This is a genomic window from Nocardiopsis potens DSM 45234 (assembly GCF_000341105.1).
Lineage (GTDB): Bacteria > Actinomycetota > Actinomycetes > Streptosporangiales > Streptosporangiaceae > Nocardiopsis_A > Nocardiopsis_A potens.
In genome coordinates this window covers 1-12763 of record NZ_ANBB01000057.1, presented here as the reverse complement: position 1 = coordinate 12763, position 12763 = coordinate 1, and the positions used below count along the sequence as shown (strand labels likewise).

12 protein-coding genes, 1 tRNA gene and 1 riboswitch are annotated in these 12763 nt (G+C 72.7%); of the genes, 4 read left to right on the top strand and 9 right to left on the bottom strand.

Going from position 1 to position 12763, the window contains the following annotated elements; genetic code table 11:
• Positions 1–39 precede the first annotated feature (39 nt).
• Positions 40–1884, top strand: coding sequence for a Stk1 family PASTA domain-containing Ser/Thr kinase (gene pknB / locus D459_RS0123210; RefSeq protein ID WP_017595402.1), 1845 nt, complete (start codon positions 40–42; stop codon positions 1882–1884).
• Positions 1885–1999: 115 nt separating this feature from the next.
• On the top strand, positions 2000–2260 hold the full coding sequence (locus D459_RS0123205) for a cell division protein CrgA (protein ID WP_017595401.1): 261 nt from the start codon (positions 2000–2002) through the stop codon (positions 2258–2260).
• A gap of 277 nt (positions 2261–2537) precedes the next feature.
• Here the strand turns inward: D459_RS0123205 and D459_RS0123200 are convergent, their stop codons facing one another.
• Entirely contained in the window at positions 2538–3476 is a 939-nt protein-coding gene (locus D459_RS0123200) for a rhomboid family intramembrane serine protease (RefSeq protein WP_017595400.1), read from the bottom strand.
• A gap of 13 nt (positions 3477–3489) precedes the next feature.
• Positions 3490–4014 carry a peptidylprolyl isomerase gene (locus tag D459_RS0123195; RefSeq protein ID WP_017595399.1) on the bottom strand — a complete coding sequence of 175 codons (525 nt, stop codon included), beginning with the start codon at positions 4012–4014 and terminating at the stop codon, positions 3490–3492.
• Positions 4015–4285: 271 nt separating this feature from the next.
• Here D459_RS0123195 and D459_RS0123190 point away from each other — a divergent pair, with 271 nt between their 5' ends.
• Positions 4286–4894 (top strand): hypothetical protein, encoded by a 609-nt coding sequence (locus tag D459_RS0123190; protein WP_017595398.1) that lies wholly within the window; start codon positions 4286–4288, stop codon positions 4892–4894.
• Positions 4895–6422: 1528 nt separating this feature from the next.
• Here the strand turns inward: D459_RS0123190 and D459_RS0123185 are convergent.
• The 6 genes from D459_RS0123185 to D459_RS0123160 all read right to left on the bottom strand — a co-directional run bounded on the left by D459_RS0123185 (position 6423) and on the right by D459_RS0123160 (position 10225).
• Entirely contained in the window at positions 6423–7046 is a 624-nt protein-coding gene (locus tag D459_RS0123185; protein ID WP_026120689.1) for a DUF1707 and DUF4870 domain-containing protein, read from the bottom strand.
• A gap of 147 nt (positions 7047–7193) precedes the next feature.
• A complete protein-coding gene (locus tag D459_RS0123180; protein WP_017595397.1) occupies positions 7194–7988 on the bottom strand; it encodes a VOC family protein in 795 nt (264 codons plus the stop codon).
• Positions 7989–8281: 293 nt separating this feature from the next.
• Positions 8282–8354 (bottom strand) — tRNA-Ala (locus D459_RS0123175).
• A 147-nt stretch (positions 8355–8501) separates the two neighbouring features.
• Positions 8502–8624 carry a DLW-39 family protein gene (locus tag D459_RS37075; protein ID WP_017595396.1) on the bottom strand — a complete coding sequence of 41 codons (123 nt, stop codon included), beginning with the start codon at positions 8622–8624 and terminating at the stop codon, positions 8502–8504.
• A gap of 328 nt (positions 8625–8952) precedes the next feature.
• Complete coding sequence (locus D459_RS0123165) at positions 8953–9786, bottom strand: helix-turn-helix domain-containing protein (protein ID WP_081620674.1); 834 nt, start codon at positions 9784–9786, stop codon at positions 8953–8955.
• A 124-nt stretch (positions 9787–9910) separates the two neighbouring features.
• On the bottom strand, positions 9911–10225 hold the full coding sequence (locus D459_RS0123160; RefSeq protein ID WP_017595394.1) for a DMT family transporter: 315 nt from the start codon (positions 10223–10225) through the stop codon (positions 9911–9913).
• A 30-nt stretch (positions 10226–10255) separates the two neighbouring features.
• A riboswitch (guanidine-III (ykkC-III) riboswitch) is annotated at positions 10256–10317 on the bottom strand.
• A 230-nt stretch (positions 10318–10547) separates the two neighbouring features.
• On the opposite strand from D459_RS0123160, the gene D459_RS0123155 reads away from it, so the two are divergent.
• Positions 10548–10856, top strand: coding sequence for a hypothetical protein (locus D459_RS0123155; protein ID WP_017595393.1), 309 nt, complete (start codon positions 10548–10550; stop codon positions 10854–10856).
• Positions 10857–11479: 623 nt separating this feature from the next.
• Here D459_RS0123155 and D459_RS32480 read toward each other — a convergent pair.
• A complete protein-coding gene (locus D459_RS32480) occupies positions 11480–12475 on the bottom strand; it encodes a helix-turn-helix transcriptional regulator (protein WP_040710884.1) in 996 nt (331 codons plus the stop codon).
• Positions 12476–12763: the final 288 nt, after the last annotated feature.

Below are 12763 nucleotides of genomic sequence, written 5' to 3'. Positions count from 1 at the left end.
GCCCACCGACCGCGAACCGCTGAAGGAACTGTTCAGGACATGTCACAGCCCCGGCTTCTCGGAGGCCGCTACGAACTCGACGCCGTCGTCGGGCGCGGCGGCATGGCCGAGGTCCATCGCGCGCGCGACCTCCGTCTGGACCGGCTGGTGGCGGTCAAGACGCTCCGCCACGACCTGGCGCGGGACCACATCTTCCAGGAGCGGTTCCGGCGCGAGGCGCAGTCGGCCGCGTCGCTGAACCACCCCTCGATCATCGCGGTCTACGACACCGGCGAGGACGTCGTCGACGGGGTCTCGCTGCCCTTCATCGTGATGGAGTACGTCGACGGGCGCACCCTCAAGGAGCTCCTCGACGACGGCCGCAAGCTGCTCCCGGACCGGTGCGCCGAGATCACCATGGGCATCCTGCGGGCGCTGGACTACAGCCACCGCAACGGCATCGTGCACCGGGACATCAAGCCGGCCAACGTGATGCTGACCCGGCAGGCCGAGGTCAAGGTGATGGACTTCGGCATCGCGCGGGCGATGAACGACGACCAGGCCACCATGACCCAGGCCTCCCAGGTCATCGGCACCGCCCAGTACCTCTCCCCGGAGCAGGCGCGGGGCGAGCGGGTGGACGCCCGCAGCGACCTCTACTCCACCGGCTGCGTGCTGTACGAGCTGCTGACCGGCGGCCCGCCGTTCACCGGCGACTCCCCGGTCTCCATCGCCTACCAGCACGTCCGGGAGGACCCGGTGCCGCCCGGCGAGGTGGACCCGGAGATCCCCGAGTGGCTGGACGCCGTGGTGCTGCGCGCCATGGCCAAGGACCGCGACGAGCGGTACCAGAGCGCCGAGGAGATGCGCGAGGACCTGGAGCGCGGCCTGCAGGGCATGCAGCCCGCGGCGGGCACCATGGCCATGGCCGCGGCCGGCTCCACCACCGCGCTCCCCCCGGTCGACGAGGACCGCTACGACCGGGGCCGCTACGACGACGACTTCGAGTCCGGCGAGCGGAAGAGCAGGACCGCGCTGTGGGTGGTGCTGGCCCTGGCGGCGATCGCGGCGATCGCCATCGGCGGCTGGCTGCTCCTCGGCGGCGGCGGGGGCGGCGACGAGGACACCGTCACCGTGCCGGACGTGGCCGGGCAGAGCGAGGCCGACGCCCGGATCGCCCTGGTGGAGGAGGGCCTGGACGACGACCGGATCGAGGTCGAGCAGGAGGCCAGCTCCGACGTCGAGGAGGGGAGCGCCACCCGGACCGACCCGGAGGCCGGGACGGAGATCGCCCCGGACGACGGGGTCACCCTGTACATCTCCGCCGGACCGGAGAGCGAAGAGGTCCCCCGGGTGGTCGGCATGTCCGAGGAGGAGGCCCGGCAGGCGCTGAGCGACGCCGGCTTCCAGGTCGGCGATGTCTCCGAGGCGCCGTCCGACGAGTACGAGGCGGGCATCGTCTCCTCGTCCTCCCCGGGCGAGGGCGAGCAGGCCGCCCCCGGCAGCGAGGTCGCCCTGGTGGTCTCCTCCGGGCCGAGCCAGGTGGAGGTCCCCGACCTGAGCGGCATGACGCAGAGCGAGGCCCAGTCCGAGCTCCAGGGGGCCGGCCTGACCGCCTCCTTCCAGGAGGAGGAGAGCGGCGACCAGGAGCCGGGCCGGGTCATCGGGCAGAACCCCGCGGCCGGGACCAGGGTGGACCCGGGCACCGAGGTGACCGTGACCATCGCCCGCGAGTCGCAGGACGAGCCGACCGACGGGCCGACCGACGGCCAGTCCCCGCCCCCGCCGACCGGCGGTGACGGCGACTCCCCGGTCCCGCCCGACGGCGGGGAGGACGACGTCCAGTTCCCCTGGGAGCGCGACTGGCAGACCCACCGCGGCTGGGAGCAGTACTACCGCGGCTAGCCGAAGGCGGGCGCCGGGGCCGGACGGCTCCGGCGCCCGGCCGACCGCCCGCCGGGCGTAGACTGGTGCCTCACCAGGTCCGAAGTCCCGGCCGATTCGTTTTGGAGCAGCGACCGTGCCCAAGTCCCGCAACGATCGCAAGAAGAAGGCCGTCTACACGCCTCCGCCGTCGGCGGCCAAGCCCAAGGTCAGCCCGCGCTGGCTCGCCCCCACCATGCTCGGTTTCGGGCTCTTCGGCGTGCTGTGGATCGCGACCTACTACATCGCCGGCGTGGACGGGAAGATCCCGTTCATGGGCGAGCTGGGCAACTGGAACCTCGCCATCGGCTTCGGCGGAATCATCATTTGCGTGCTGTTGTCCACACGCTGGCACTGATCACGTTTCCGCAGTTCAGAAGCGCTATACACGACTTTCTCCACAACCCCGCGGGGGTTTGTCCACATACTTTTCCACAGGCTGCGGGAAAGTATGCACAACCCGCCCCCGCGGCTTCGGCGTGCCCGCCGGACGGTCCGGAGCGGCCGCCCGGACCGCGGTCCCGGACGGACCGGAACGGCGCGGCGCCGAGCAGGAGCGGAAAAGCGAAAAGGGGCGGGAACCGGGTTCCCGCCCCTTCCGCCGTCCTCGGCCGCGCCGCCGCCGGCGGCGCGGCTCAGGCCGCCGTCATCTGCTGCATCAGCGCATCGGTGCCGATGACCGCCGAGGCCACCGCCACCGCCGCCAGCACCACCGCCCAGGCCACCGCCACCGCGATGTGCGCGGCGGTCCGCGAGGCGCCCTCCCGGCGCGGCAGGTAGGCGAAGCCGGCGCCCAGCACCAGGCCGGTGGCCAGCCCGCCGATGTGCGCCGTCCAGGAGATCCCCGGCACCAGGAAGGTGATGAGCAGGTTCACCGCCAGCAGCCCCAGGATGAACCGGGTGTCCAGGCGCAGCCGCCGGCCGACCAGCAGCACCGCCCCGAACAGCCCGAAGATGGCCCCGGAGGCTCCCACCGAGAGCTGCACCGGGATGTCGGCCGGCGTCGGGGCGGCGACCGCCCCGGCCACCGCGACCGCCATCGACAGCACCGAGCCGCCGACCGCGCTGAGCAGCCACAGCACCGTGAAGCGCAGATGGCCCAGCCAGTCCTCCAGCTGCCGCCCCACCACGTACAGCGCGAAGCCGTTGAACGCCAGGTGCAGCACCCCTCCGTGCAGGAACGCCGCGGTGATCAGCAGGTACCAGTCGCCCTGCACGATGACCCGCCACGGGTTCATCGCCAGCGCCCCGGTGAGCATGCCGCCGCTGACCGCCTCGTCGACCAGCTGGGCGACGTAGCCGAGCACCATCAGGGCCAGGAAGGTCCAGGTCGCGTAGGGCGCCGAGACCGCCTTGCCGCCGAGCACCGTGCGCGGTGCCCGCAGCCCGCGGTTCCCCTCGGCCACGCAGTCCGGGCACTGGTGGCCCACGGCCGCCTCGCGCATGCAGTCGGGGCAGATGTTCCGCTCGCACCGGGTGCAGGAGACGTAGGTCTCCCGGTCGGGGTGGCGGTAGCAGGTGGGCACCGCCGGCGCGGCGCCGGCGCCCTCGGTCCCGGAGTCCTCCGCTGACATGGGATCCGGTCCCCTAGCGCACGATCTCGACGGACTCGATGCGCACGTCCTCCACCGGGCGGTCCTGCGCGTTGGTCTGCACCTCCGAGATCGCCTGCACGACCTCGGCCCCCTCCACGACCTCGCCGAAGATGGTGTGCCGGTCGTTCAGCCAGTCCGGCGTGCCGACGGTGATGAAGAACTGCGAGCCGTTGGTGTTCGCCCCGGAGTTGGCCATCGCCAGCAGGTAGGGGCGGTCGAAGCGCAGGGACGGGTGGAACTCGTCCTTGAACTTGTAGCCGGGGCCGCCGCGGCCGTTGCCCAGCGGGTCTCCCCCCTGGATCATGAAGTTCTCGATGACCCGGTGGAAGACCGTGCCGTCGTACAGTTTGCCGTTGCTCGGCTTGCCGGTGGTCGGGTCGATCCACTGCTTGCCGCCCTCGGCGAGCCCGATGAAGTTCTCCACCGTCTCCGGGGCCTTGTCCCCGAAGAGCCTGACGGTGATCGTGCCCTTGTTGGTCTTCAGCCGCGCCTTGGGCTGGGTGTTCGAGTCGCTCACCCAACTGCCTTTCTTCGCCTTCGCTTACGCCCCCACGTTACCGGCCCCGCTCCGGCGCCCCGCAGCGCTCCGGGGCGCTCCGGGCCCTGCCGGGCACCGTTTCCGTGTCGGAGCCCCGTTCGGGACCGGCGGAGCGCGTATGTTGAGATAACACGTGCATAACGCCCACCGGTGGACAGGGTGATCGGACCGACCCTCCGGCCGATGCATGGGGGCCCGCACCAGTGGGCAGGGGCGTATCCATATCGTTCGACGCAATAAGGAGATCACCGTGGCCATCCAGATCAAGCGCCGCCGGGGCGACTTCGATGCCGAGGCGGCCATGGCGCGGCTGCAGGAGCTCGCCCGCGAGCAGGCCGACCGCTTCGGCCCCTACGCCGACCAGGCCCGGTCCCGCGCCGAGCAGGCCAGGTCCCTGGCGGAGCAGCGGCTGCTCCGCGCCCGCGGCTGGACCGCCCCCCGGCTGGAGACCGCCGCGCTCCGGGTCGAGGACACCGTCGCACCGCGCGTCTCCGACCTGCTGAACACCGCGGCCCAGCGGGTCGAGCCGAACCCGGCCCGGCGCGGCCTGATGGCCGCCCGCCAGGGCGGGCGCCGCATCCCCCGGCCGGTGGTCTACGCCGGCGTGGCGGCGCTGGGCGCGCTCGCCCTGTACGGCGTCATCAAGCTGCGCAAGGCCGCCCAGGACGCGGAGTGGCAGGAGAACCTCGACCAGGCCCGCGAGCAGGTCCGCGAAACGCGGGAGAAGCTCGCCGCCAAGGCGTCCCGCGCCGGCAAGAAGGCGGACGAGGAGACCGCGCAGGCGGACGAGGCGGAGGAGAAGAAGACCGCCGGCGTCGGCACCGCCCCGGCCGAGTCCAACGGCCGCGCCGAGAAGTGAGCGGCCTCCCGGCGGCCGCCGCCGGGACGCGTCCGCGGGGGCGGTCCGGTCCGAGGGGCCGGGCCGCCCCTCCCTCTTCCCCCGCGCCTCCCCGCACACGATGATCTTGGCGTTGCGGGGGGATCAGAGCGCTTGTCGTCAAGTAGCCGTTGCAACGACGAGAACGAGGAACGAGAACGAGGAACTCGGGGAGGCTCGAGGGACTGGAGGTGCCCCGGCCGGGTGCGGCGCCCCACGGGGCGAGGGTTCACGCCGGCGGCGCCGGCAGGGGTAGGGCCGGGGCGCAGGCGATCGCCCAAGCGCGGCACCCCGCGGAGCGAAGGTCAAGACGGGCGGCGACGGCAGGGAGGGGGCGTGCCGGCCGGTCGGTCAAGCGCGGCACCCCGCGAAGCGAAGGTTCAGACCGGCGGCAACGGCAGCGGTGGGAACCGGCTGGTCGGTCCGGCGCGGCGCCCCGCGGAGCGAAGGTTCAGACCGGCGGCGACGGCAGCGGTAGGGGCGGGGGCGGAGGTGGTCGCCCGGGTGCCAGGCCCCACGGGGGCGGGGTTCAGGCTGGCGGCGAGGGCGGGGGCGCCGCGTTCACCGGCCCGGCCCGCGCGTGCTCCCGGCGGGAACCGGCGGCGCCTCGGCGGTGCGGGCGGGCCCGCTCGCGTCCGCCAGGGGCCTTATCCCTATATGCCCGGTTTGCGGCAGGGAACGGGCAGGGGCGGGGGCGGCCTGCGCACCTCCGCAGCACCCCGATTGCATCTACCAGCGAGTAGTAAGCCCCGAAGCCCCCATCGCCCCCTCGTCGGTCACCCAGAGTGGCCAAGGCGGGGCCTGGTGGGGGGATGAATGCGACATCTCGCCCCCACGCTGCTCCTGCTCGGGTTCCGGCCCCTGCCTTCCGGCCTTCCGGGCGGCTCGAACCCCTCGCCACCGGCCCGATCGGGGCAGTTCAGGCTGCCGGGGGCCGATCCGGGCCGGGATGCGCGCCCGGGAATCACCGAGGTGCTCTCGCGGTGCGCAGGGCGCCCCGCCCCACCATCACCCTGCGTATTCACCCAGGTCAGAGAGGGGCAGCGGTTTCAGAGGCGGCCGGCCCCGGCGCCCGGGGCGACGCGGGCACGGCGAACCCGCCGCCCCGACCGCCCCGGCTCACTCCGACCGGCCCCACCCGCTCTCCCGCACCCGACCGACCAGCCGGTTCCCACTGCCGCCGTCGCTGTCCGCCTGAACCCCGCCCCCGCGAGGCGCCGCACCCGGGCGACACTCGCACCCCGCCCCTACCTCCGCCGTCGCCGCCTGCTTGAACCTTCACTCCGCGGGGCGCCGCACCCGACCGACCGGCCGGTCCCCTGCCCGCCGTCGCCGCCCGTCTGAACCTTCACTCTGCGGGGCGCCGCACCCGACCGACCGGCCGGTCCCCCTGTCCTCTGGTGCGTGGTGTTGCAACAGGAACTGGAAACCACCGCGCTCTGATAGGGCCGCAACGCCGAGATCATCGTGTGCGGGGAGGAGCAGCCGACCGCCCCCTCCCCTCGGCCGTCTAGCGGTCCTTCACCGGGCGCCAGGTCAGCGGGTACTTCCAGCCGCTGCCCAGCAGCGTGACCAGGCCGGCGATCGCGGGCAGGAACATCCACCCCAGCAGCATCAGGACCGCGGCGATCGCCGGCAGCACCAGGAAGAACAGGCCGAAGCCGACGATCCAGCCGATCACCGTGGTCAGCTGGTAGTTGAGCGCCTCCATCGCGTGCCGGCGGACGAACGGCGAGCTGTCGCCCTGGAGGAGCAGCACCAGGAGCGGGCCGAGCGGCAGCAGGAGGTAGCCGGACACGTGCGCCGCGGCCCCCCAGACCCGCTCGGCGCCGGTCGGCGCCCCCTCCTGGACGGCCGGCGCCTGGGCGGCGCCGGGGATCTGCGCGCCCTGCTGCCGGGGGTTGACCGGGACGACGTCCCGGAGCAGCGGCTCCAGGTCGGCCGGGAACTTGGCCTTCAGCGCCGCGTCGATCCGCTCGTCGAACTCGTCTTCGTCGAGCCGCCCTTCGGAGAAGGCCTGGCGCAGCTGCTCGGCCGCGGCGTCCCGGTCGGCATGGGTGAGGCGGATCTGCGGGACCTGGGGACCGTTTCCGGGCCCCCGCCCTGGACGCGGGATCGGATCATGCACGGCCACGTTCACTCCTCACCGCATCGCCGGACCGCGTCTACCGCTGCCCATCCTGCCCGGTCGGGAGAGGACGGGCCATCGGGGAACGCCCTGACGCGACCCTGAACCCCGTCCGGGGCGGAGCGCTCCCGCCCATCAGGATATCCACCGGGTTCAGTCCGGGGACGGGGCCAGCAGTACGAATCCGGCGCCCTCGGGATCGGTGCAGACCGCCAGCCGGCCCACCCCCGTGGCGTCCTCCGGCCCCATCAGCAGCCGCCCGCCGGAGCCGCCGGCCCTGGCCGCGGAGGCGTCGCAGTCGGCCACGAAGAACACCGGGTGCCAGTCGGCCTTCCCACCGCTCCCGGCCAGCTCCTCCGCGCCGACCTGCATCAGGCCGCCGTGCATCCGCTCCGCCGGCTGCCCCTTCGGGGCGATCATGGTGTAGGTCGCGTCGCCGCCCTCCCCGTCGGGCATCGGGAAGTCCGTGTACCACCAGCCGAACACCGACTCGTAGAAGGCGCGGGCCGCGGCCGCGTCGGGCGTCCACAGCTCGGCCCAGCCGAAGGAGTCCGGTCCGTCGGTGTCCTCCAGGCCGGCCACGGTGCCCGCCTGCCAGACCGCGAACTCGCCGCCCTGCGGGTCGCTGAGCTGCGCGATCCGCCCGGCGTCCCCGACGTCGAAGGGCCGTGCGCGGACCGCCCCGCCGGCCTCCTCCACCGCCTCCGCGGCGGCGTCGGCGTCCTCGGTGGCGTAGTAGACCACCCAGGCGGGCCGGGCCCCCTCCTCGGTGAGCACCCCGACGGCCCCCACCGCCCGGCCGGCCCGGCGCAGGATCGTGTAGCCCTCCGTCCCCCGGTCGGCCTCCCAGCCGAACACCGCGGAGTAGAACCGGACGGCGGCGTCCGGATCGGCCGCCCCCAGGTCGAGCCAGCACGGGGAACCCGGAACGAAATCGGTGGTGATCATGGTCGCTCCCTTCACCGCCCGGGCAGAGCGCCCGGGATCGCAGTGTGACGTCCACCACCGACATTCGCCCCGCAGGCGCGCGCTGTCTCTCCCCACCGGGCAAAGCCTTGCCCCGGAACCCCGCGACCGGGGGTGTCCGCCTCCGCGGCGGCCGGGCAGGGCGGTGTCCCCCGCCGCCGGTCATGGCGATCCCGCCGGCCCGCTCCGGCACCATGTGCACCGAATGCGCGACGGCCGCCCTCCCTGATCGGGAGAGCGGCCGTCTTCACGTTCTCGACCTGTATCGATATGGGTGGAGCCAAGGGGAGTCGAACCCCTGACCTCTGGTATGCAAAACCAGCGCTCTGCCAGCTGAGCTATGGCCCCCGGCACGCCCCTGACGGGCGTCGGCCGTCTAGAGCATACCGCCCCGCGGGGGAGGTCGTGGGCGCCGCAAGGGGACGAACGCCGCCCACGGCACAACCGACAGCCACCGGCACCCTCGGTGCCGTGGCTGACCGGTCTGCGACGGAACTAGTTCTCGCTGGCCGCGGTGGCTTCCGTCCACAGGTCGAGCTCGGCGCGGTCGGCCTGGATCTTCCGGTAGACGGCGAACGCGCCGAGGGCCACCAGCACCAGCACGATGATCTTCTTCACGGCGTGGACCCCTTACTTAGATCACGGGTAATGCGGTCGAATGATGACGCACGGGCTCGGAGGTACAGCACCGAGCGGAAGGCGTCAGTAGAGAACTTTATGGGGTTGTCTCCCAGCAGACTAGCAACCCCCCGGCCCGCCGCCCCACCCCGTCGGGTTCACCGGGCCCCGGACGGCCGGGCGAGCGCCCGCGACACCCCCGGCGCAGGGCGGAACGGCGCGGGAACCGCGGACGCGACCGGGAAGGACGCGCCCGGAGAGCCGCGCCGGCGCCGCGCGGGCGGACCGGCCGGAACCGGCCGCGGTCGGCACCGGGGCGCCGACCGGGTCAGGTGAGCAGCGAGAGGCGCTTGAGGTTGGTCAGCGTCGCCTGGGGGTCCAGCGCCGCGCGGAGCAGGCCGCTCCACACCCGCTGGCACCCGCGGACCTCCTCCTCCGACTCCACGATCGTCCCGCCCTGCGGGGTGTCCACGAACGCCAGCGACGCCTCGTCCTCGTCGAACTCCAGCACGGTGAACGGACCGGAGGAACCGGTGTGCGGCCCGGCGGAGGTGGTCACCAGCCGCACCGTCACCCGGTCGTTGGAGAGCGCCACCTCGATGATCCGGCGCAGCTGGGCGTGGAGCAGGTCGGGGTCGCCGGAGAGCCGGCGCAGCGCGTCCTCCTCGATCACCGCGCTGTAGCGGAGCAGGCTGTCCCGGTCCAGGACCTCCTGCCGCTTCAGGTAGGCCGCCACCATCCGCTCGGCGGTCCGCTCGCCGTGCCCGCGGGCGCGGGCCAGCAGCGCGGTGTACTCGGGGGCCTGCAGCAGATCGGGGACGAGGATCCCGGCGTAGGTGTCGATGGCCACCGCGCCCGCCTCGTTGCCGACGTAGGCGGAGGAGAGCACGTCCTCGTACTCGGTCCACCAGGGGCGCAGCCGCGACTCCCGCACCAGGGTGAGCACGGCCTCCCGCTGGCCCCCCGTCACCCCGTACAGCTCCAGGAGCGCGGAGACCTCCATGACCGAGGGCCACTTGCGTATCCCGGTCTCGATGTGGCCCAGCTTCGCAGGGGACCATTCGAGCACGTCGGCGACGTCGCTCAGGGTCATTCCTGCCTGGACGCGCCTCCGGCGCAGCTCAGCGCTGAGCCGGCGGCGTCGGACGGTGGGGCTGGTCATAGCACTGATCCGTACACGCGACGTACCGGTTCCGTGGCTCTAGCGAAGCACTACACCTAGCCTCTAGCAATGAATTCCTAGAAATCAGCCGGGAGTTCTTCGCCGATTCCCGCCCTGCGCGGCCTCAGTGCAGCAGCTTGAGCCCCACGATTCCGCTCACCAGCAACAGCAGGCACAGGATCTTCGCGAGGTTCACGCCCTCGCCCATCCAGACCATGCCCACCACCGCGGTGCCGATCGCCCCGATTCCGACCCAGACCGCGTACCCGGTGCCCACCGGGATGCTCCTCAGCGCGTAGGCCAGGCCGGCCATGCTGAGCACCAGGGCGACCCCGAAGGTGAGGGTCGGCCAGAGCCGGGTGAAGCCCTCGGTCTTGGACAGGGCGGTGGCCCAGACGGTCTCAAGGAACCCGGATACGACGAGAACGATCCACGCCATGGCGCGCCTCCCGGAAGAGCGGTGGTCAGTCGCGCGCCGTCTTGTCTTGACCGGGTACAGCGCCCTCGTCCGGGGGAACAGGAGTTCGAAGCCGGTCCCGATCCGGGATCGTAGCAGCGGCCTCCGCCCCGTGCCCCGGGGGCCCGCCTCGCGCGGCACCGCCCCCGTGGCCTCCGCTTTCCACAACGCTCCTCCCTCAGGGCCGGCTTCCCACCCCGCCGGAGATCATCGTCACCGGCGGCCGCCGCGCCCGCTGGAACGCGTACCATGCAGCAGGACGGGCGCCCCCGGGCGCCCGGTTCCCGCACTCAGAAGGACGACAATGAGCCACCCCATCGACGATGCCGAGCAGCTGATCGCGAACGCCGAGGAGGAATTCCCGCCGCCGCTGCGTTCGCGTCTGATCGCGAAGCTCCGCAAGGGGGAGCACATCGACGACGCCGCGCACGACCTCGGCATGACCCCGCAGCAGGTCTTCTCCGCCGCCCGCATCCTCGCGTCCTTCGGCGACCAGCTCGACGCCACCCTCACCGCCGAGCGCGACCCCGCCCTCCCGCACGGCACGGTGACCGGCTTCAACAAGCGGTGCCGCTGCCCGCAGTGCCGGGCCGCGGTGAACCGCCGCTTCTGATCCCGGAAGGCCCGCCGAGAAGGCCGCCCTGAGCAGGGGTTTCACGTTTCCTCCGGCCGGATCCGGCTATTCATGCTTATCGATCTTGAAGCCGGGGAAACCGCTCAACATGAACGAGCGTGTGGACTGGGCCACGATGAGCGACGAAGAGTTCCTGGCGCTGGTGCGCCAGCTGATCGACGCTCCCGGTACGCCCCCCAGCGACGACGAATAACCTCTCCGCGCCCTCGCACCGCCCGGCCCGAGCGGCAGGGCGGTCTCCCCGCGCGCTCCCGCCCTCCTCCCGGTGGCGTGCGAACCCCGAGGAAGACGCTCCGGCCGCGGTCGGGCCGGTCGCCTTCCCGTCAGTCCTGCCCGCGGCCGGCCTCCGCCCCGGACCGCCTCCTTCTCCTCCCCTCCCCCCTCTCCTCGCCGCTCCTCGCGCGCGCTCCGCCGCGCCGCCCTTCCGTGCGGCCGCACCTCGCCGCCATCGACACCCGACCGAAACCGCCCCTGTTACGGACACTCCGTATCCGCTGTTATCTGCAGCACGATTCATCGACGAGTCGCTTTGTCGATAAATCGACGGCGACTCCTCCCCCGCCCCTCCGCCGGGAGAATCTCAGCTCCTCCCCGCCGGCGGTTCAGCCGCCGCTCCCGACCTCCTGACCGGACCGCGGGCCGCCGCCGAGGGAGCGGTCGATGCGGTCGCGCAGCGCCTTCAGCTCCGCCTCCAGCTCGGCCGGCTCCAGAACGGAGAAGTCGAAGCCGAAGAAGAGCAGGTAGACCGCGAGCATGTCGAGCCCGTTGCCGCCGATGCGGAGCTCGCAGGTGCGGTCGTCGACCCTGGTCAGGGTGCCGTCGAAGGGGGACATGCCCTGCGCGACCTCCTCCTCGGGGGCGTGCACCAGCACCCGGGCGGTCTGCTGGTAGGCACTGCTGGAGATTCCGCGGGCCACGTAGGCCGCGGCGTCCTCCGGCGGGGTCCGCGGCTCGAACCGGGGTCCGGTCGACAGCGGCCCCTCCATACGGTCCAACCGGAACACCCGCCAGTCCTCGCGGCCCGTGTCCCAGGCGAGCAGGTACCAGCGGCCGGCGGCGTGCACCATCTTGTGCGGCTCGACCACCCTCCGGCTCTCCTCGCCGTGGTGGTTCCGGTACCGGAAGCGCAGCCGCTCGCCGTCCCGGCAGCAGCCGGCGATGACGGTGAGGAACTCGCCGTCGACGGTCGGGGACTTCCGGCCGACCGTGTCGGTGAAGGTGTTCAGCGCGCTGACCCTGCGCCGGAGGCGGGACGGGAGCAGCTGCTCCAACTTGGCCAGGGCCCGGACCGAGGTCTCCTCGATCCCGGACAGCGACCCCCCGGACGCGGCCGCGCGCAGGCCCACCGCGACGGCGACGGTCTCCTCGTCGTCCAGCAGCAGCGGAGGAAGGGTGGACCCGACCCCGAGCCTGTACCCGCCGGCCACCCCCGGGGTGGCGTCCACCGGGTAGCCGAGGTCCCGGAGCCGCTGCACGTCCCTCCGGACAGTCCGGGGCGTGACTTCGAGCCGCTCCGCCAGCTCCGTCCCGGTCCAGTCCCGCCTCGCCTGGAAAAGGGAGAGGAGCCGCAGCAGCCGCGCAGAGGTGAGAGACGACATGGACCTTCCGACCTCCAGCGGCACCGAGACGAGGGGCAAGAGCGGAGAGCCCGCCCCTGTTCCGGTCCAACCTACCCGGGGAAGACCTCGACCCGGCGGCGGGAAGGCCGGCCCTTTTCACCGCGGATCCTTCCAAGGAATTCTCGCAGACCCATGATTTCACATGTTCACAAGCCAGCGCGCAAGGAAAGGCGGGACCCTCCGAAGAGAACCCCGCCCAACCCGGAAAAAGAAATGCGGCGGCGACCTACTCTCCCACCCCCACCATGGAGGCAGTACCATCGGCGC